The organism is Bradyrhizobium sp. Unk1 (assembly GCF_059512345.1).
Window position 1 is genome coordinate 77,998 of the sequence record NZ_JCAMOP010000010.1, and the last position, 18,865, is coordinate 96,862.

Below are 18,865 nucleotides of genomic sequence, written 5' to 3' on the forward strand. Positions count from 1 at the left end.
GTATTAGTAGCCTGGAATTGAACAATGTTCAATAAAAATCGTGAGCGAGATCAAGCAGGCAATATCATATTGGAATATTTGGATTTATTGGGACGCTCGAGTGCAGTGTCGTAGGGTGGGCAAAGCGACGCGTGCCCACCGTGCAGGTATACCGACCGGATGGTGGTGGGCACGGCGCTCCGCGCCTTTGCCCACACTACGAGACCGCGTTCGCGGCGCTACCCCGTCGCGATCTCCACGACGATCCTGCCCGTGGTGACCTGCTCACCTTCAGCGACGTCGATCGCGGCGACCACGCCGTCGATGCCGGCCTTGTGGACGTGCTCCATCTTCATTGCTTCCAAGGTCATCACCGGTTGACCGGCGGTGACGCGGTCGCCGGGCTTGACCAGCACGGCGACGACGCGGCCGTTCATGGCGGCGCGGACTTTGCCATCTCCGCCATTGCTCGCAGCCGCCTTCGGTGCGGCGAGGGTGAGATCGGTGACCGCAAGCGGGATGCCGCGATGCTGGAGGTAGAGCCGGTCGCCATCGCGCAGGAATCTTGCGCTGTCCATCACGCCGTCGTGGCGGAAGCGGATGGCGTCGGGATCGAGCTGGTCGATCTCGAACTTGTCCTGACGGCCGTCGGCGGCGACGATGTAGCCGCCATCACGCTCACGCGTGATTTCGAGCTCGTGAGTGTGGCCGGCGATCTCGACTTTCGCCGGCAGCGGGAATGTTGCCGCCAGGCTCCGGCCGGCTTGCCATAACGGCGCGCGCGGATTGGTGACATAGAGCAGCAGGCCCGCCAGCGCCGTGTCGAATGCAGCATTCACCGGCGGCGCCAACAGTTCGTCGCGATGTGCGCCGATGAAGGCCGTCGTCGCCTCGCCCCTGGCAAATCCGGGGTGGCGCAGGCAGGACATCAGGAACGCCTGATTGCTGGTCACGCCAAAAGCAGTGAGTTGCTCCAGGCCGACGATCAGCCGCCCCCTCGCCTCCTCCCGTGTCGCGCCATGGCTGATCACCTTGGCGATCATGGAATCGTAGAACGGCGGGATCTCCGCGCCCGATTGCAGCGCGTGCTCGACGCGGATGCTGTCAGGCACCTGCCAGCGCGCCATGCGACCGGACTGCGGCATGAAATCCTGCGCGGCATCTTCCGAGCACAGCCGCACCTCAATGGCGTGGCCTGAGAACTTGATGTCCTGCTGCTTCACCGGCAATGGCTCGCCGCGCGCGACGCGCAATTGCAGCTCGACCAGATCGAGCCCGGTGATGGCTTCGGTCACGGGATGCTCGACCTGGAGACGCGTGTTCATCTCCATGAAGTAGAACTCATCGCTGGCGTCGAGCAGGAATTCCAGCGTGCCGGCGCCCTCGTAGCGCAGCGCCTTGACCGCGGCGACAGCGACCTCACCCATTTTCGCGCGCAACGCGGGCGTGACCGCCGGCGATGGTGCCTCCTCGATCAGCTTCTGATGTCGCCGCTGCACCGAGCAGTCGCGCTCGCCGAGATGGATGGCGTTGCCGTGGCTATCGCCGAACACCTGGATTTCGATGTGCCGCGGGTTCTGGATCGCTCGCTCGAGGATAACGGTCGGATCGCCAAAGGCGGCGTTTGCCTCCGACCGCGCACTGCGCAGCGCATCGGGGAAGGACGCGGCATCGGTGACGAGCCGCATGCCGCGTCCGCCGCCGCCGGCAACCGCCTTGATCATCACGGGGAAGCCGATCTTCCTGGCTTCCGCGAGCATGACCTCGTCGCTTTGGTCGGCGCCCTGATAGCCGGGCACGCAGGGCACGCCGGCCTTCTTCATGATCTCCTTGGCGCCGGCCTTGTTACCCATCGCCTCGATCGCCTGCGGCGAGGGGCCGATGAAGACGAGGCCCGCCTCCTTGCAGGCCTGCGCAAAGTCCTCGTTCTCGGCGAGAAAGCCGTAGCCGGGATGCACGGCATCCGCGCCGCTCACCTTGGCCGCGGCGATGATCGCGGGAATGTTGAGATAGGATTGCGCCGGCAGGGCTTCGCCGATGCGCACGGCCTGGTCGGCCTGCCGGACATGAAGCGCATCGCGATCGGCATCCGAATAGACCGCAACGACGCCGAGGCCGAGCTGCCGCGCGCTACGCATCACGCGCAGTGCGATCTCGCCGCGATTGGCGACCAAAACCCTGAAGAACGGCCGGTGCTGCACTGATCCGTTCCTCATGGGCGGGCCACCGAGAATTGCATGCGCTGGGGCGTGCGCGCGTCGCCCTCGCGGCAGATCGCGAGCACCTCGGAGAGCACTCCGCGGGTATCGCGCGGGTCGATCACACCGTCGTCGAGCACGCGTGCGCTGGTCGAGAACACGTCCATCTGGCCATCGAACACGCCGATGATCTGCGCCTTCATCGCGTCGAGCTTTTCCTTCTCGACCAGCTTGCCGCGGCGCGCGGCGGCGGCCTCGGTCACGATCGCCATCGTCTCAGCGGCCTGCTCGCCGCCCATCACGGCGGTCTTGGCGTTGGGCCAGGAGAAGCAGAAGCGCGGATGGAAGCCGCGCCCGCACATGCCGTAATTGCCGGCGCCGAACGAGGCGCCGCAATAGATGGTGATCTGCGGCACCGTCGCCGACGTGACAGCCTGGATCATCTTCGAGCCGTGCTTGATCATGCCGGCTTCTTCATAGGCTCGGCCTACCATGTAGCCGGTGGTGTTGTTGAGATAGAGCAGCGGCGTGCGGGTCTGGCAGCAGGCCTGGATGAAGTGCGTCGCCTTGTTGGCGCCGGCGGGATCAAGCGGGCCGTTGTTGGTGATGATGCCGATCGCCTGCCCTTCGATGCGGGCATGGCCGCAGACGGTGGCGGGGCCGTAATTGGGCGCCATCTCGGTGAAGTCGGAATCGTCGACGATGCGCGCGATCACCTGCTTCATGTCGACGGTGCGCTTGTGGTCCATCGGCATGATGCCGAGCAGTTCGTCCTGGTCGTAGCGCGGCGGTTTGAACTGTGAAGCCGCTCGGCCTGGCCGCTCCCATTCCAGCGCCGCCATGATCTCGCGCGCAATGCGCAGCGCATCGCGGTCGTCCTCCGCGAGATAATCGCCGAGGCCGGAGACCTGGGTGTGCATCTCGGCACCGCCAAGCTCTTCCTCGGTCGCGATCTCGCCTGTGGCGGCCTTCAGCAGCGGCGGCCCGGCGAGGAAGGCGCGGGTGCGGCCGCGGACCATGACGATGTAATCGGACAGGCCGGTCTGGTAGGCGCCGCCGGCGGTGGACGAGCCGTGCGTGACGGTGACGACCGGGAGGCCGGCCGCCGAGAGCCGCGCGAGATTGCGAAAGATATTGCCGCCGCGGACAAAATCCTCGACGCGATAGCGTAGCAAATTGGCGCCGGCGCTTTCGACGAGCTGGACGTAAGGCAGCTTGTTCTCCAGCGCGAGCTCCTGCACGCGCAGCGTCTTGTCGAGGCCGTATGGCTGGAGTGCGCCCGCATCGATGCCGGCGTCATTGGCACTGACCATGCAACGGATGCCGGAGACGAAGCCGATGCCGGCGATGACGCCGCCGCCGGGCACGCTCTTGTTCGCATCGGATACGTCGAACATGTAGCCGGCGAGCGTCGACAGCTCGATGAAGGGCGCGCCGGGATCAAGCACCAGCGCGACGCGTTCGCGCGGCAGCAGCTGGCCGCGCTTGTGGAAGCGATCCTTTGCCGCCGCCGATGCGCTACGCGTGCGCTCTTCCAGCGCCCGCATGCGGTCGATGAGACCGAGCATGCCGTCACGATTGGCGTGGTAGGCGGCGCTACCGGGGGAAATGGTGTTTTCGAGAATGGACATAATTCTATCCTGCTCGTCATTGCGAGGAGCGAAGCGACGAAGCAATCCAGATTGCTTCAACGGAAAGATACTGGATTGCTTCGCTTCGCTCGCAATGACGGGTGAGGCGATACCTTACCTGTTCGTCCCAAAGATCTTCCGCGCCTCGGCGGGGCTTGCGATCTCGCGGCCCGCACGGCGGGCACAGGCGGCGATCGCTTCGATCAGTTGACCATTCGACGTCACCTTCTTGCCGTCGGCGAGATAGAAGGCGTCCTCCAGGCCGGTGCGGAGATGGCCGCCGAGTTCGGCGCAGCGCTGGTGCAGTGGCCAGATCTCTTCGCGGCCGATCGCCGTGACCTGAAAATGCGCCTCGGGGCGCTTCAGCTTGATCAGAATCGGCAGCAGATCAGGATCGGACGGCATGCCGGAAGCAACGCCCATCACGAAATTATATTCGAGCGGACCTTTGTACATGCCGACCTGGTGGTACATGCCGACGCAGCGGACGATGCCGACGTCGAAACATTCGAACTCGGGGATGGTCCCGACCGCGTTCATGACGTCGAGATAGTCCTTCACCTTCTCGACCGCGTTGTCGAACATCATCGGCGGCCAGGCCCAGGTGTTGTCGGCTTTCACCTTCAGATAGTTCAGCGAGCCGGCGTTGCAGGCCGCGATCTCCGGCCTGGTCTCGCGGATGCAATCGAGCGCGCCGCTGTAGTTCGGCCCCGAGACGCCCGAGGTGTGATTGATGATGACGCCGGGGCAGGCCTCGCGGATGGCCTGCTGAATCTCCTTGCTGACGCTCACGTCCCAGGACGGCAGATGTCCCTTGTCCGGCGCCTGCTGGCGCAGATGGATGTGCATGATGCTGGCGCCGGCATCGAACGCAGCCTTGGCTTCGCGCGCCATCTGCTCGGGCGTCACAGGCACGTTGTGCTGCTTCGGGTCGGTGAGCACGCCGTTCAGCGCGCAGGTGATGACGGCCTTGTCGCTCATGCCAAAAATGTCTCGCACGTTGAGAATTCAACGCTTGTGATCATGTGACGCGCGGGCATGCGGCTTCTTGCGCGGAGAAGCTGAAGAAAGGGCAAGAGATCGTAGGGTGGGCAAAGCGCAGCGTGCCCACCAACTTTGCCAATTGCTGAGAGGTGGTGGGCACGGCGCAAGAGCGCCTTTGCCCACCCTACGGAAGCGACGCTAGCTCGCCTCCGCGAGCCGCACCGTCTCGGTGCTGCGGTAGATCGCGAGGTCGCGCGAGCCGACGAAGATCGCGCGCGGCTTCAATCCATAGAAGCGGCGGATCGAATGGCTGAAATGGGTCGAGTCGGGATAGCCGATGTCCTGCGCGAGGTGGGCGAGATTGAGGTCCTGGTTGGCGAAGTGCAGCAAATGCCGCGCGCGCTTCCAGGCGCGGAAGGAGCGGAACGAGATGCCGGTCTCCTCCTTGAACAGATGCAGGAAGCGCGAGGCCGAGAGCCCCGCTTCCGCCGCGCAAGTATCCGCCGTCACCGGCTCGCCGGAGAAGCGGCCGATGCGGGCGACGGCGCGCATCACGCGCGGATCGAGCACGCGACGCGGCAACGCCTCGCCAAAGCACATCTCGTCGAATTCAGCGGTGGTGATGTCGCCATAGCGGCGCTGGCGCAGCAGGGCGTAGGCGGCGAGGATCTTGCGGGCATAGACGGCCCGGTCAGGTCCGGTCAGCCGCGCGGCCAGGGCCTCGATCACGCCGTCCGGCATGCTTTCCGGCTCGATCGTCACGCTGATTGCAGTGCGGTAGTCGCTGGCGATGGAATGCCGCTGGTTCGGCAGGGTCACGAACAGCTCGCCGGTGGCGAGAACGTCGTCGATCGTCAGATGCAGGCTGCCCTTCACCGCGACATAGACGTGGCAGCAGCCGGGGGTGCGCTTGCGGGGACGGCCGAGCAGGCCGGCATAGAATACCCGCTCCGGCGTGATCAGCATCAGATGGTCGGATTCGCGACCGTTATCTTCCATTGGGATCCTCCTCGCGCGGCTCTTTGGCCGCTGCGGACGGAGGTCACCTTAGCGGAAATTTGGGCGCTGTCACGGCGCGATAGCGCTGTCATGGAAACATGCGTTATCGTTCCGGGGCGGTCCGCCGGACCGGTCCCGGAACCTCGAGATTCCGGGTTCGGCGCTTCGCATCACCCCGGAATGACGGCGTCCCTTACCCCCTCACGCGCGCCGCAACATTCTGCTCGACGGCGGCCTTCTGTTCCGCAGCAACCGCGCGCTTGAATCCGTCGCGCTGCTGCAGCCGCGCCCAATAGGCTGCGACATTTGGCCCGAAATCCTTGGCGAGGCCGACGTTGTTGGCGAGCCGGAGCGCGTAGCCGATGACAATATCAGCGGCGGTGAAACGCCCTGCGCACAATGTTTCGGCATTGGCCGTCGCCGCCTCGACCGCGCGCAGGCGCCCCAGGAACCATTTCGCATAGTCCCCGGCGACCTGCGGATTGCGGCGCTCTTCCGGCTCGAGCTGGGTGTATCGGAGCACCAGCGTCTGCGGGAAGGTCAACGTGGCATCGCTGAAATACATCCAGTTCAGGAACGCGCCATAGGCGGGATCTTCGGGTCCGACCATCAACGGCGTCGGCCCGTGCTTGATACCGAGATAGTGGCAGATGCCGGAGGACTCGGTCATCTTGGTCTCGCCGTCGATTAGGAAGGGGATCGTGCCGAGCGGATTGAGCGCGAGATACTCCTTGGCGAAGACCCGCGGCGGGAACGGCAGCATCTTCAGTTCGTAAGGAAGCCCCATCTCCTCCAGCATCCAGAGCGGACGGAACGAGCGCGCGGCGTCGCAGTGATAGAGCGTGATCATCAGGAAATACCTTTACTGCCGGGCAGCGTACCCATCATCTTGCACAAGACCATCAGCATGACCTCGTCGGCACCGCCGCCGATCGACGTCAACCGGCTGTCGCGATAGGCCCGGCTGACCGGCGTCTCGTTGGTAAAGCCCATTCCGCCCCAATATTGCAAGCAGGCGTCGGTGAGCTCGCGCCCGAGCCGGCCGGCTTTCAGCTTGGCCATGGTCGCAAGCTTGGTCACGTCCTCGCCGGCCACGAGTTGCTCGGCGGCGCGATAGATCAGCGCGCGCAACAACTCGACTTCGGTCTGCATCTCCGCGAGCTTGAAGTGCACGACCTGGTTGTCGAGGATCGACTTCCCGAAGGCTTGGCGGTTACGCGTGTACTCGATGGTCTGATCGATGATGTATTCATGCGCCTTCAGGCAGGCCGCCGCGCCCCAGAGCCGTTCCTCCTGGAACTGGATCATCTGGTAGGTAAAGCCCTTGCCCTCCTCGCCGATCCGGTTGCGCTTGGGCACGCGGACATTGTCGAAAAAGATCTGCGCGGTGTCCGAGGAGCGCATGCCCATCTTGTCGAGCTTTCGTGCCACCGTGACGCCCTTGCTCCTCATGGGCACGCAGATCAGCGACTTGTTGCGGTGAACCGGCCCATCGCCGGTGTTGGCAAGCAGGCAGATCCAATCGGCCTGGGTGCCGTTGGTGATCCACATCTTGCCGCCATTGATGACGTAGTCATCGCCGTCCGAGCGCGCATTGGTCTTGATCGAGGCGACGTCGGAGCCGGCGCCGGGCTCGGAGACGCCGATGCAGGCGACGTAATCGCCCGATATCGAGGGGCTGAGAAATTCACGCCGCACCTCGTCCGAGCCGAACCGCGCCAACGCCGGCGTCGCCATGTCGGTCTGCACCCCGATTGCCATCGGCACGCCGCCGCAGGTGATGGCGCCCAGCTCCTCCGCCATCATCAGGGCGTAGGAATAGTCGAGGCCCGAGCCGCCGAACGCGACCGGCTTGATCAACCCGAGGAAGCCGAGGCTGCCCATCTTCTTGAACAGCTCATGCGCCGGGAAGATGTCAGCCTTCTCCCAGTCATCGACATGAGGGTTGATCTCGTTGGCGATGAATTTTTGTAAGGAGCGGCGGATCTCGTCGTGGTCGGCGGTGAATAGCATCTCTTTCCCTTCGTCATTCCGGGGGCATCGCGCAGCGATCAACCCGGAATCCATTCCTCTACGACATCTGCGGCACAATGGATTCCGGGCTCGCGCTACGCGCGCCCCGGAATGACGGTGAGGTCACAACCCCATCTGCCGCGACGCCAGATCCTTCATGATCTCCTCGGTGCCGCCGCCGATGGCGTTGACCTTGACCTCGCGATAGATGCGCTCGGCCTTGATGCCGCGCATGAAGCCGGCCCCGCCGAAGATCTGCACGGCTTCCGAGGCGCAGAACGCCATGGTCTGCGTCGCCTGGTTCTTCATCATGCAGATTTCGGCGACCGGGCTCTCGCCCTGCTCCAGCCGCCAGGCCAGCATTTCGAGCATCGCTTGCGAAGCCGCGACCTTCTGCGCCATGTCGACGATCTTGTGACGGATGACCTGGTGCTGGGCGAGCGGCTTGCCGAAGGTCTTGCGTTCCTTGGCATAGGCGATGGCTTCGTCGAGGCAGACCCGCGCGAAGGCGGTGCAGCCGGCCGCCATGCCCATGCGCTCGCTGTTGAAATTCCGCATGATGATCTTGAAGCCCTGCCCCTCCTCGCCGATCAGATTTTCGACCGGCACGCGGCAGTCGTCGAAATGCAGCGTTGCGGTGTCGGAGGCCCACCAGCCCATCTTCTTCAGTTTTGTCCTGGACAGGCCGGGCGTGTCGCCCTCGACCAGGAGCAGGCTGACGCCGCCGGCGCCCTCGCCGCCTGTACGCACCGCAACGGTCAGATAGTCGGCGCGCATCCCTGAGGTGATAAAGGTCTTCTCGCCGGTCACGACGTAGTGATCGCCATCGCGCCGCGCCCTGGTGCGAAGGTTCGCGACGTCGGAGCCGCCACCCGGCTCGGTAATCGCCAACGCGGAGATCTTCTCGCCCGACAGCACTTGCGGCAGCACGCGCGCCTTGATCTCGGGTCGTGCCGCCCGCGCGATCGGCGGCGAGCCGATGGTATGGCTCATCAGACTGGCGCTGACCCCGCCCGCCCCGGCGCGCGCCAATTCCTGGCTGGCGACGATCTTCATGAACTGGTCGGCAGCGATCCCGCCATATTCCTCGGGGAATCCGAGCCCCAACAGGCCAATCTCGGCCGCCTTGCGATAGAGCATGCGGGGAAATTCGCCGGCCTCGTCCCATTCATGGGCAAAGGGCGTGATCTCCTTCTCGACAAAGCGGCGCATCACCTCGCGGAAGGCGTCATGCTCGGCGGTATAGAACGGGCTCTTCATCGTCGTCTCGCCCTGCTGGCGGATTCGTGTTGTCCACCATGGCCGGAACATTTGCCGTTCACTTGCGCAGAGTGGCTGACCGGGGGAACCGCTCCACGCAGCCTAAGGCCTAGCAACTCAACGCAAGACGATTTTCGCCCCTCGCAGGCCAACTCCGGGTCAAAAAAAGACGTGGCACACAAACTCCGGCTGGCCCCAGGGCCACGCCGGGCATGGTGCCGGCAATAGGGACGCAGGCGGCACAAGACCGCCGAGGGAGGGATTTTTGGCCGTTCGTTATTACGACTGGATCGTCCATCACGGCCGCCGCTCGCCCGATAAGGTCGCGGTGATCGACCTCGCGAGCGCGCGCCGCTTCACCTATTCGCAGCTCGAGGCCCGCGTCGCGCGCCTGGCCGGATTTTTCCGTGACGTGCTCAAGGTGTCGCGCGGCGACCGCGTCGCGGTGCTGGCGCTGAACACGACCGATACGCTGGAGGTGCAATTCGCCTGCGGGCGGCTCGGCGCCGTCTTCGTGCCGCTGAACACCCGCCTCACCGTTCCCGAGCTCCAGTTCATCACCGGCGATTGCGCGCCGAAGGTGATGATCCACGACACTGATCTGGCCGAGACCGCGCTGAGCGTCGCGAAACTCTGCAACGTCGCGACCAGCCTGCTGCTCGGCCCCGGCGGCAGCTATGAGGCCGGCATCGCGTCCGCCAAGCCGCTCGCCCGCGCCGAGGAGGTCACGCTCGATGACGTCTCGACCATCATGTACACGTCGGGCACCACGGGCCATCCCAAGGGCGCGACCATCACCCATGGCATGACGTTCTGGAATTGCGTCAATCTCGGCGGCCCCGCCTGCATCGGGCCGGCCTCCGTGCTGCTGACCGTACTGCCGCTGTTCCACACCGGCGGGCTCAATTGCTACACCAACCCGGTGCTGCATGCCGGCGGCACCGTGATGATCATGCGCGCCTTCGATCCCGGCACGGCGCTCGGCCTGATCAACGATCCCGCGCAGGGCATCAACGTCTTCTTCGGCGTGCCCGCGATCTACCAGTTCATGGCGCAGCATCCTGCCTTCGCGACCACCGACCTGACGCGGCTGATCGTCTGCGGTGTCGGCGGCGCGCCGATGCCGGTGCCGCTGCTCAAAGTGTGGGAGGCACGCGGGGTCGCGCTCCAGCAGGGCTACGGCATGACCGAGACCTCGCCGGCCGTGCTGGTGCTCGATCGCGAGGATGCAGCACGCAAGGCGGGTTCGGCCGGCAAGCCGGTGCTGCACACGGAAGTCCGCATCGTGCGCCCTGATGGCAGCGACGCCGCTATCGGTGAGCTCGGCGAGCTCTGGGTCAAGGGCCCGAACATTACGCCGGGCTACTGGAACAGGCCGGAGGCGAACAAGACGTCCTTCACCGACGGCTGGCTGCACACCGGCGATGCGACGCGTGTCGACGAGGAAGGCTTCTACTATATCGTCGACCGCTGGAAGGACATGTACATCTCGGGCGGCGAGAACGTCTATCCGGCCGAGGTCGAGAACGTCCTGCATCAGCTCACCGCGATCGCTGAGGCCGCCGTGATCGGCATTCCCGATCCGCAATGGGGCGAAGTGGGGCTCGCCATCGTCGCGGCCAAGCCCGGTCAGCGGTTGACCGAGGCGGATGTCTTTGCGCACTGCGCGGCCAATCTCGCGCGCTTCAAATGCCCGCAACAGGTGCGCTTCGTCGATGCGCTGCCGCGCAACGCCACCGGCAAGATCCACAAGCCGACGTTGCGGAAAGAATTCTCGGTCGCGTCCGAAGTCGACAAGAAAGTCGCCAGCGCCTGATCAAAGCGCCCCTTGCGGGCGCTTCTTCGTTTCTGACGTGCCTACTCCAACCCAGAAGAAACCCCAAAGAAAACCCCAAGGAATTTTCATGAACAAGAAACTCTCCCTGCTTGCCGCAGCAACGGCGTTGACGCTGCTTGCGCCCCCATTCGCGTATGCGCAGAAGGCGTACGACACCGGCGTCACCGACACCGAGATCAAGATCGGCAATGTCGAGGCCTATTCCGGTCCTGCGTCCGCCTACGGCATCATCGGCAAGACCGAGGAAGCCTATTTCAAGATGATCAACGACCAGGGCGGCATCAACGGCCGCAAGATCAACTGGATCTCCTATGATGACGGCTACTCGCCGCCGAAGACCGTGGAGCAGGTTCGCAAGCTGATCGAGAGCGACGAGGTCTTCCTGGTCTTCAACGCGCTGGGCACGCCGACCCAGACCGCCGTGCAGAAATATCACAATTCCAAGAAGGTGCCGCAGCTCTTCCTCGCCACCGGCGCCAGCAAGTGGAACGACCCGAAGAACTTCCCCTGGACCATGGGCTTCCAGCCCAGCTACCGGGTCGAGGCCCAGATCTTCGCAAAGTACATTCTGAAGGAGAAGCCGGACGCGAAGGTCGCGATCTTCTATGCCAACGACGATTTCGGCAAGGACTACCTCGCCGGCATCAAGGACGTGTTCGGCGACAAGGCGTCGAAGCTGATCGTGGCCGAGGAGAGCTACGAGACCTCGGAGCCGTCGATCGATGCCCACATCGTCAAGCTCAAGGGCACCGGCGCCGATGTCTTCGTCAACATCGCGACCCCGAAATTCGCGGCCCAGGCGATCAAGAAGATCGCGGAGCTGGAGTGGAAGCCGATGCACCTGATGACCGACGTCTCGGTGTCGATCGGCGCGGTGATGAAGCCGGCCGGCCTCGAGGCATCCGAGGGCGTGCTGTCGGCCGGCTATCTGAAGGATGCTTCGGATCCGCAGTGGAAGGACGACGAGGGCATGAAGAAGTTCATGACCTTCATCGACAAGTACATGCCCGGTGCGAACATCTCGGACGCCAATCTGGTCTACGCCTATGCCGCGGCCCAGACGATGGTGCAGGTGCTGAAGCAGTCGGGTGACAATCTGACCCGTGAGAACGTGATGAAGCAGGCCGCTAGCCTCAAGGACTTCGTCCCCGATACGCTGATCCCGGGGATCAAGATCAACACCTCGTCCACGGACTTCGCGCCGATCGAGCAGCTCAAGATGTGGCGGTTCAAAAAGGGCCAGTGGGAGCTGTTCGGCGACATCATCAGCGCCGAAACGGGCGGTTAGGCCGCGGCAACTGTGCATACCTCGATAAAATAGCGGCCGAAAGGCCGCTATTTTTTTTGCATGGCGCCGCCAGGGCGAACTATCCCGGCAGGAATAACGCGAACGATTCGTCGACCGTGCGGCGCAGGTGACTGCGATACAGTGCGTGGTTGGCATCATCCGGCCCGATCCGCCCCAGGGACGGTTGCGGAACGTTGCTGAGCGGCACATACGCGATCGGCGCCGCGATCGGCGTCAGTTGCGAGCCGGGTCCGGCGCGGAGCGTCGAGATGATGCCGTACATCTCGCCGGCAACCGTCGGCCGCGACACCGTGATCACGCGATGCTGGCCGTGCTTGATGATGACGAGATAGATGAAGCCGGACTGATGCGGCACCGCAACCTCGCCGGTATGCTCATAGGCGGCATCGGTTCGCTCGCCCTCGCGGAACACCAGTGAAGACACCTTCGGCTCCCAGACGATCTCGGTGCGATAGGCGAAGATCGCATCCTTGTCGCCGAAGGACGGTCGCAGCGTGATGTAGACGTCCTCGAGCCAGGTCACCGCGCGATGCGCATAGGAGCCGAGGCTGTCGGGCGCGACATCGCTTGCGGCCGGAGGCGTCACCACGGCGGCGTTTTTGCGCAAGGAGACGCCCAGCGCCTGCTCCAGCCGCACGGTGGTTGCCAGCGTGAACGGCCGCCGGCCACCGAGCACCTTCTCCAATGTCGACAGGCTGAGCTTGGCCTGCTCGGCCAGCGCCTGCCGGGACATCCGGCGCCTGGCGAGCTCCTCGCGAATGGTCTCCGCGATCTCGCGGCTCTGCTCGTCCGAAAGCTGCCTGTCGGTGAATCTATCCTGCGTCTGCATCGTCAACCCCGCTCCACGGACGCCAGTCTAGCAGGGCGGACAAACCAGCACAAAACCGTACATGGCGATCCCGGCGTTGGCCTGCCGGGGCCGGCCGCGGCGGAACATTGCCGATCATTCTGCTCGCGCATTCAGGCGCTCCCGACCGATGCTCCGAGCCAGCGAACACCCTTCGGGAGCAGGCGAAATGGATAGCTACGACACAGCCGACAGCGACGAGCATCCCATGCTGGGGCGGCTGATCAAGCTCGGATTGTTTCTTCTGGTGCAGGGCATCGCGGTGATGCTGGTCGCCTTCGTGGCCCTGCTCGTGAGTCTTGAGCCCGGATGGTCGGCGACGACGGAGCAGGCCAGCCTGCTCCAGCCCGGCGACGCCAAATCCGGCACCCTTCTCCTGAAGGAGGACGGCGCCACCACGGAGGCGGTCCGCCTCGGCACCGACGTCGACATCACGGTATCAGGCCCGACACTGCGCGCCCGCGTCACCCAGGTCTTCCGCAATCCGACCAAGGACTGGGTCGAGGCGACCTACGTTTATCCGCTTCCCGCCGGCGGCGCCGTCGACACACTGAAGATGGTGGTCGGCGACCGCGTCATCATCGGCGACATCAAGGAGCGGCAGCAGGCACGCGTGATCTACGAGCAGGCGCGCCGCGCCGGCCAGAAGGCCGCGCTCACCGAGCAGGAGCGGCCGAACATCTTCACCAATTCGCTCGCCAATATTGGTCCCGGCGAAACCGTGCTGGTGCAGATCGAATATCAGGAGCCGGTGCATCAAGCCGGCAATGAATATTCGCTGCGGCTGCCGCTGGTGGTCGGGCCGCGCTACAATCCGGCGCCGATTGTGCAGAGCGTCGACTTCCGCCAGGATGGCTCGGGCTGGGGCATGTCCAATTCGGAGCCGGTGCCGGACCGCGACCGCATCTCGCCGCCGGTGCTGGATCCCGCCAGAAATGCGCCGGTCAATCCGACGAGCATCACGGTGCGCCTGAAGGCAGGCTTCGCGCTCGGCGAGGTCAGGAGTCACCACCATAACGTCAAGGTCGAGAGCCCGGACAATGCGACGCGAATCGTCACGCTTGCCGACAGCGCGGTGCCCGCCGACCGCGATTTCGAGCTGACCTGGAAGCCGGCCGCGGAGAAGGCACCGTCGGTTGGGCTGTTCCGCGAGCGTGTCGGCGATGCAGATTATCTGCTCGCCTTCGTGACCCCGCCCAGTGCCGAGCAGACGGCGCAAAAGCCGCTGCCGCGCGAGATCGTGTTCGTGATCGACAATTCGGGCTCGATGGGCGGTACGTCGATCGTTCAGGCCAAGGCCAGCCTGACTTACGCGCTCTCTCGCCTTCAACCGAACGACCGCTTCAACGTCATCCGCTTCGACGACACCATGGACGTGCTGTTTCCGGCCTCCGTGCCGGCCGACGCCACGCATGTCGGCGAAGCCACTTCGTTCGTCAGTGCCTTGCAGGCCCGCGGCGGCACCGAGATGGTGCCGGCGATGCGCGCGGCCTTGACGGACAAGGCTGGCGACACCAGCATGGTCCGCCAGGTGGTGTTCCTGACCGACGGTGCGATCGGCAACGAGCAGCAATTGTTCGAAACGATCACTGCGATGCGGGGCCGCTCGCGCGTGTTCATGGTCGGCATCGGATCCGCGCCCAACACCTATCTGATGACGCGCGCCGCCGAGCTCGGCCGCGGCGCGTTCACCCATATCGGCTCCGTCGAGCAGGTCGAGGAGCGCATGCGCGGCCTGTTCGCCAAGCTGGAGAACCCGGCAGCGACCGGCCTCAGTACAAAATTCTCCGAAGCGAAGGCCGACGTCACGCCGGCGATCATTCCCGACGTCTATCGCGACGAACCGCTGGTGTTGGCGGCAAAGCTCGACAAGCTCGCGGGCTCGCTCGAGATCAAGGGACGCGTCGGCGACCGGCCGTGGTCGGTGACGCTGCCGCTGCAAAATGCCGCCGAAGGCAAGGGCCTGTCGAAACTCTGGGCCAAGCGCAAGATCGGCGACGCAGAGGTGGCGCGTACCATGCGCGAGATGACGCCCGAAGACTCCGACAAGGCGATCCTGGCGCTGGCGCTCGACCACCAGATCGTCACGCGGCTCACCAGCCTCGTCGCGGTCGACAAGACGCCGAGCCGCCCCGAGGGCGAGCCGCTCAAGCTCAGCGAGCTGCCGCTCAACCTGCCGGCCGGCTGGGATTTCGAGAAGGTCTTTGGCGAGCGACCGCATCTGACGCCCACACAGTTGCGCGAACGCCATGCAGATGCGCGCAACCAGCCGGCCGCGAGGCGCCCGACACCTGCCGCGCCCGATGCGATCCGCCTGCCCAAGACCGCAACCTCGGCCGAGCTGAAGATGATCGCAGGCTTCATCCTGATCGTGCTCGCCCTGATCCTGTTCGTGTTCAACCGGCGTCGGCCCTTGCTCACCGACGCTGCTTGAGAGAGGAGCCCCCCGAACTCCTCTGTTAGCGCGCGCGGCTGCCCGTCCCACACTAACGGCCGCGCGCGCCTTTTTCCTACTGTCATTGCGAGCGCAGCGAAGCAATCCAGACTGCCTCCGCGGAAAGACTCTGGATTGCTTCGCTGCGCTCGCAATGACGAATGTCGAGACCATGCCCCGCCTCATCTCGCCCGTCGCTGTTGCACTTGTCGGCCTCCTCCTGTTCGGCGACGGCGCCTACATCCATGCCAAGGCCTGGCTTGCTCAGGTGCTGCTGGAGCGCGCGTTCGACAGAAGCCTAACGACCGGCGAGGTGGTCAAGCCGTGGTCATGGGCCGACACCTGGCCGGTGGCGCGGATCGAGGTGAAGCGGATCGGGGCCAGTGCGATCGTGCTGGAAGGCACCAGCGGCCAGGCCCTCGCTTTCGGACCCGGCCATATCCACCAAACGGCTGATGCCGGCGAGCGCGGCATTGCCGTATACGCTGCGCACCGCGATACACATTTCCGCTTCCTGCGGAATGTCGCCATTGGTGACGTAATCGATGTCACACGTCGTGACGGAAAGCACTTTCGCTATCGGGCGGATTCCTCCGCTGTGGTTCGCTTCGATGAGTCCGGCATCGATCCCGCGGCGCAGGATGTCGAGCTAGTGCTCACAACATGCTGGCCCTTCGACGCCGTCACGCCCGGACCCGAGCGCTACGTCCTGCATGCCACCTTGATCGAAACCGGCGAATAGCGGTTCGCAATCCGCCACGCGCTCAGGGAGATGGGCACCCTGGCGCTCAGGGAGATGGGCATCCTGCGGCGCCGCGTTCTCGGCTTCGATCCGACGCAGATGCAGATCCGGCGCGCCATCGCTCCCTACCTCGCGAAGCAATTAGCCTATCACTACGCCTACAAGCTGCGCCTGCTGCGCTACTGAACGACGGCAGAGGCATGATCACCATTTGAAAGAATAAGTGTCACGCAGTCGTGGCACGTCTCCCGATCGTTCGCACTTTCGCCAAAAGTCTGGTGATGCTAGCGTTGTCGCGAAGCACTCACCATTCCGCCACGCGGCATGGAGCCATCACGATCAGTCCCGCCGGACGCCGGCGCAAGACAGCGCTGCAACAAGAACAAGAGGTAAAGCGCCATGGAAGCCCAGGTACCTGCTGCGTCCGTTTCTCCGCGTCCATGGTCTCCAGCGCCCGATGCCAGCGACGTCGTCAAGGGCATCCACGCCATGCTGCACCCGCACAACATCGTGCTGGTGGGCGCGACCGACAAACCCGGCAATTATGCCGAACGCATCTGGAACAACCTCGTCAAGTACGGCTATGAGGGCGGGCTCTATCCGGTCAACGCCAAGCGCGACACTGTCTGGGGTGTGCCCTGCTACAAGGACTTTGCGAGCCTTCCGGAAAAACCCGATCACGTGCTGGTGCTGGTGCCCGCGCGCTTTGCCGTGCAGGTGATCCGCGACGCCGCCGCGGCCGACGCGCGCTCGGCCACCATCGTCACCTCGGGCTTCAGCGAGTTGCAGGATGAGGAGAGCCAGAAGCTCGCTGCCGAATTGCAAGCCGCGATACGCGAAACGGGGCTCGCCGTCACCGGCCCGAACTGCCTCGGCAATTTGAGCGCGGGCGAAAAGCTCTTCACCAATATCGACGACCGTGTCGTCACCATGGAACAGGGTGCGGTGGCGATCGCCGGGCAATCCGGCGCCATCGTGATGGCGATCCGGCAGGCGCTGGAGGATCGCGGCGTCGGGGTCGGTTACATGGTGACGACCGGCAACGAGGCCGGGCTCGAGACGCCGGACCTGATGCGCTATTTCGCCGAGGATCCGAGCATCAAGGTCATCGTGGTCTATCTCGAAGGTGTGCGCAACACCAAGGCGTTTCGCGACGCCTGCAAGGCCGCGCGCGCCGCGAGCAAGCCGGTCATCGCACTCAAGCTCGGTTCGTCCGAGGGCGGCCGCGCGGCGGCGATGGCGCATACCGGTGCGCTCGCGGGCTCAATCGAGACCTTCGACGCCATCGCGACCCGCGAAGGCGTGATCCGGGTCGGCGGGCTCGACGAGATGATCGAGACCACCGAATGCTTCGTTCACTCTGCCGTCCCCAAGGGCGACCGGCTCGCCGCGGTCACGCTGTCAGGCGGCAAGCGCGGCATGCTGCTTGACGCGTTCTACGCGGAAGGCCTGAACTTTGCGCCGCTGAGCCCGCACGTCGGCTCCGAACTGGCGAAGATGCTCGGGCCCGGCTCGATTGTCGGCAATCCGCTCGATGCGGGCTTTGCCGCGGTGGTCGATCCCTCCGTCTACATGAAGTCGATCAAGCTGATGATCGACGACCCCGATATCGACATCGTCATCGTCGATGCGGAGCTGCCCAAGACGCCGCACGAACTGCGAGAACGCAATTTGCGCATCGTCGACGAGATGGCGAGCCGGGCGTCGAAGCCGGTGATCTATATCAGCGCGATGTCTATCGGCTTCACCGAATTCACCAAGGGCTTGCGCAAATCGCTGCCGCATCTCGCGATCATGCAGGGCATGGACCGTGCGGTGACCGCAATCAAATCGCTGCTCGACTATGCGAAGCTGCGCAAGGAAGTGCCCGACATCGTCTCGAGCTCGAAGCCTGCCGCCCGCGCCGTGCTGGAGAAGGCGCTGAAATCGGCGAGCGGTGCCGCGCTCGACGAGGTCGCCTCGAAGAAGCTGCTGAGGGCCTATGGCATCCCAGTCTCGAAGGAAGCCATTGCGCAGACGGCGGCGGAAGCCGCGAAGATCGCGAAGCAGATCGGTTTCCCGGTCGTGGCAAAAGTCGTCAGCGCCGAGATCCTGCACAAATCCGACATCGGCGGCGTGGTGCTGAACCTCGCCAGCGCGGCGGAGGTGAAGAAGGCATTCGCCGACATCACCGCGCGGGTGACGAAGCTGAAGGGCAAGCCGAAGCTCGACGGCATCCTGATCGCGCAGCAGGTCAAGGCCGATCTCGAACTCGTGGTCGGCGCCTCGCTCGATGCCGAGATGGGTCCGGTCGTGCTGTTCGGCACCGGCGGCATCGACATCGAGCTGATGAAGGACGTCGCGCTTGCCGGCGCACCGCTGGACGAGGCTGAGGCCCGGCTCCTGATCGGCCGCACCAAGGCCGGTATCAAGATGCGCGGCTATCGCGGCAAGCCGGCCCTGCACGAGGCCTCCGCGGTGAAAGCGCTGGTCGGCCTGTCCAATTTGATCGCAGATGCCGGCGACCGGATCGCTTCGATCGACGTCAACCCGTTCCTGATCAACACCAAAACGGGCGTCGCCGTCGACGCCCTGATCGTGCTGAACAATGCTGCGGCAAAACGCGCCGCCGGGCATTGATGTCGCGTAAGGC

General features: G+C 64.6%; 13 protein-coding genes and 1 pseudogene. 6 read left to right on the top strand and 8 right to left on the bottom strand.

All coding sequences use genetic code 11. The annotated features are described in order from the left end of the window. Window positions 1-218 precede the first annotated feature (218 nt). The 7 genes from AC5ZFO_RS14810 to AC5ZFO_RS14840 form a co-directional block, all read right to left on the bottom strand. Complete coding sequence (locus AC5ZFO_RS14810; RefSeq protein ID WP_282522484.1) at window positions 219-2,195, bottom strand: acetyl/propionyl/methylcrotonyl-CoA carboxylase subunit alpha; 1,977 nt, start codon at window positions 2,193-2,195, stop codon at window positions 219-221. Beyond that, window positions 2,192-3,808: an acyl-CoA carboxylase subunit beta gene (locus AC5ZFO_RS14815; RefSeq protein ID WP_282522485.1), complete on the bottom strand. Its 1,617-nt coding sequence runs from the start codon at window positions 3,806-3,808 to the stop codon at window positions 2,192-2,194. Before AC5ZFO_RS14815 ends, AC5ZFO_RS14810 begins: the two co-directional genes overlap by 4 nt. Window positions 3,809-3,922: 114 nt before the next feature. Then, window positions 3,923-4,789, bottom strand: coding sequence for a beta-keto acid cleavage family enzyme (locus tag AC5ZFO_RS14820; RefSeq protein ID WP_028155241.1), 867 nt, complete (start codon window positions 4,787-4,789; stop codon window positions 3,923-3,925). Between the two features lie 201 nt (window positions 4,790-4,990). Beyond that, window positions 4,991-5,791: a helix-turn-helix domain-containing protein gene (locus tag AC5ZFO_RS14825; RefSeq protein WP_496122199.1), complete on the bottom strand. Its 801-nt coding sequence runs from the start codon at window positions 5,789-5,791 to the stop codon at window positions 4,991-4,993. A gap of 193 nt (window positions 5,792-5,984) precedes the next feature. Continuing rightward, the gene (locus tag AC5ZFO_RS14830) at window positions 5,985-6,641 is read right to left on the bottom strand and encodes a glutathione S-transferase family protein (RefSeq protein WP_282522487.1); all 657 of its coding nucleotides are present in this window, start codon (window positions 6,639-6,641) and stop codon (window positions 5,985-5,987) included. Beyond that, on the bottom strand, window positions 6,641-7,804 hold the full coding sequence (locus tag AC5ZFO_RS14835) for an acyl-CoA dehydrogenase family protein (RefSeq protein WP_282522488.1): 1,164 nt from the start codon (window positions 7,802-7,804) through the stop codon (window positions 6,641-6,643). The genes AC5ZFO_RS14830 and AC5ZFO_RS14835 overlap by 1 nt, the downstream gene beginning before the upstream one ends. A 123-nt stretch (window positions 7,805-7,927) precedes the next feature. Further along, the gene (locus tag AC5ZFO_RS14840; protein WP_282522489.1) at window positions 7,928-9,064 is read right to left on the bottom strand and encodes an acyl-CoA dehydrogenase family protein; all 1,137 of its coding nucleotides are present in this window, start codon (window positions 9,062-9,064) and stop codon (window positions 7,928-7,930) included. Between the two features lie 265 nt (window positions 9,065-9,329). Here AC5ZFO_RS14840 and AC5ZFO_RS14845 point away from each other — a divergent pair, with 265 nt between their 5' ends. Then, the gene (locus AC5ZFO_RS14845) at window positions 9,330-10,880 is read left to right on the top strand and encodes an acyl-CoA synthetase (RefSeq protein WP_496122200.1); all 1,551 of its coding nucleotides are present in this window, start codon (window positions 9,330-9,332) and stop codon (window positions 10,878-10,880) included. A gap of 88 nt (window positions 10,881-10,968) precedes the next feature. Next, window positions 10,969-12,189: an ABC transporter substrate-binding protein gene (locus AC5ZFO_RS14850; RefSeq protein ID WP_282522491.1), complete on the top strand. Its 1,221-nt coding sequence runs from the start codon at window positions 10,969-10,971 to the stop codon at window positions 12,187-12,189. A 79-nt stretch (window positions 12,190-12,268) separates the two neighbouring features. Here AC5ZFO_RS14850 and AC5ZFO_RS14855 read toward each other — a convergent pair whose 3' ends face one another. Next, on the bottom strand, window positions 12,269-13,039 hold the full coding sequence (locus AC5ZFO_RS14855; protein WP_282522492.1) for a helix-turn-helix domain-containing protein: 771 nt from the start codon (window positions 13,037-13,039) through the stop codon (window positions 12,269-12,271). Window positions 13,040-13,226: 187 nt separating this feature from the next. Here AC5ZFO_RS14855 and AC5ZFO_RS14860 point away from each other — a divergent pair, with 187 nt between their 5' ends. The 4 genes and pseudogenes from AC5ZFO_RS14860 (at window position 13,227) to AC5ZFO_RS14875 (ending at window position 18,852) form a co-directional block, all read left to right on the top strand. Then, window positions 13,227-15,491 carry a marine proteobacterial sortase target protein gene (locus tag AC5ZFO_RS14860; protein ID WP_496122201.1) on the top strand — a complete coding sequence of 755 codons (2,265 nt, stop codon included), beginning with the start codon at window positions 13,227-13,229 and terminating at the stop codon, window positions 15,489-15,491. A 172-nt stretch (window positions 15,492-15,663) separates the two neighbouring features. Next, window positions 15,664-16,233, top strand: a complete 570-nt coding sequence (locus tag AC5ZFO_RS14865) for a class GN sortase (protein WP_282522640.1) — start codon at window positions 15,664-15,666, stop codon at window positions 16,231-16,233. A 42-nt stretch (window positions 16,234-16,275) separates the two neighbouring features. Then, window positions 16,276-16,419: pseudogene (locus AC5ZFO_RS14870) on the top strand (glycosyltransferase); the annotation flags it as partial. A 213-nt stretch (window positions 16,420-16,632) separates the two neighbouring features. After that, window positions 16,633-18,852, top strand: coding sequence for an acetate--CoA ligase family protein (locus tag AC5ZFO_RS14875; protein WP_496122202.1), 2,220 nt, complete (start codon window positions 16,633-16,635; stop codon window positions 18,850-18,852). Window positions 18,853-18,865 lie beyond the last annotated feature (13 nt).

What these genes read in the sequence shown, in the direction of transcription:
- AC5ZFO_RS14810 (WP_282522484.1), bottom strand. Translation starts at nt 2,195, where the DNA reads ATGAGGAACGGATCAGTGCAGCACCGGCCGTTCTTCAGGGTTTTGGTC.
- AC5ZFO_RS14815 (WP_282522485.1), bottom strand. Translation starts at nt 3,808, where the DNA reads ATGTCCATTCTCGAAAACACCATTTCCCCCGGTAGCGCCGCCTACCAC.
- AC5ZFO_RS14820 (WP_028155241.1), bottom strand. Translation starts at nt 4,789, where the DNA reads ATGAGCGACAAGGCCGTCATCACCTGCGCGCTGAACGGCGTGCTCACC.
- AC5ZFO_RS14825 (WP_496122199.1), bottom strand. Translation starts at nt 5,791, where the DNA reads ATGGAAGATAACGGTCGCGAATCCGACCATCTGATGCTGATCACGCCG.
- AC5ZFO_RS14830 (WP_282522487.1), bottom strand. Translation starts at nt 6,641, where the DNA reads ATGATCACGCTCTATCACTGCGACGCCGCGCGCTCGTTCCGTCCGCTC.
- AC5ZFO_RS14835 (WP_282522488.1), bottom strand. Translation starts at nt 7,804, where the DNA reads ATGCTATTCACCGCCGACCACGACGAGATCCGCCGCTCCTTACAAAAA.
- AC5ZFO_RS14840 (WP_282522489.1), bottom strand. Translation starts at nt 9,064, where the DNA reads ATGAAGAGCCCGTTCTATACCGCCGAGCATGACGCCTTCCGCGAGGTG.
- AC5ZFO_RS14850 (WP_282522491.1), top strand. Translation starts at nt 10,969, where the DNA reads ATGAACAAGAAACTCTCCCTGCTTGCCGCAGCAACGGCGTTGACGCTG.
- AC5ZFO_RS14855 (WP_282522492.1), bottom strand. Translation starts at nt 13,039, where the DNA reads ATGCAGACGCAGGATAGATTCACCGACAGGCAGCTTTCGGACGAGCAG.
- AC5ZFO_RS14860 (WP_496122201.1), top strand. Translation starts at nt 13,227, where the DNA reads ATGGATAGCTACGACACAGCCGACAGCGACGAGCATCCCATGCTGGGG.
- AC5ZFO_RS14865 (WP_282522640.1), top strand. Translation starts at nt 15,664, where the DNA reads ATGCCCCGCCTCATCTCGCCCGTCGCTGTTGCACTTGTCGGCCTCCTC.
- AC5ZFO_RS14875 (WP_496122202.1), top strand. Translation starts at nt 16,633, where the DNA reads ATGGAAGCCCAGGTACCTGCTGCGTCCGTTTCTCCGCGTCCATGGTCT.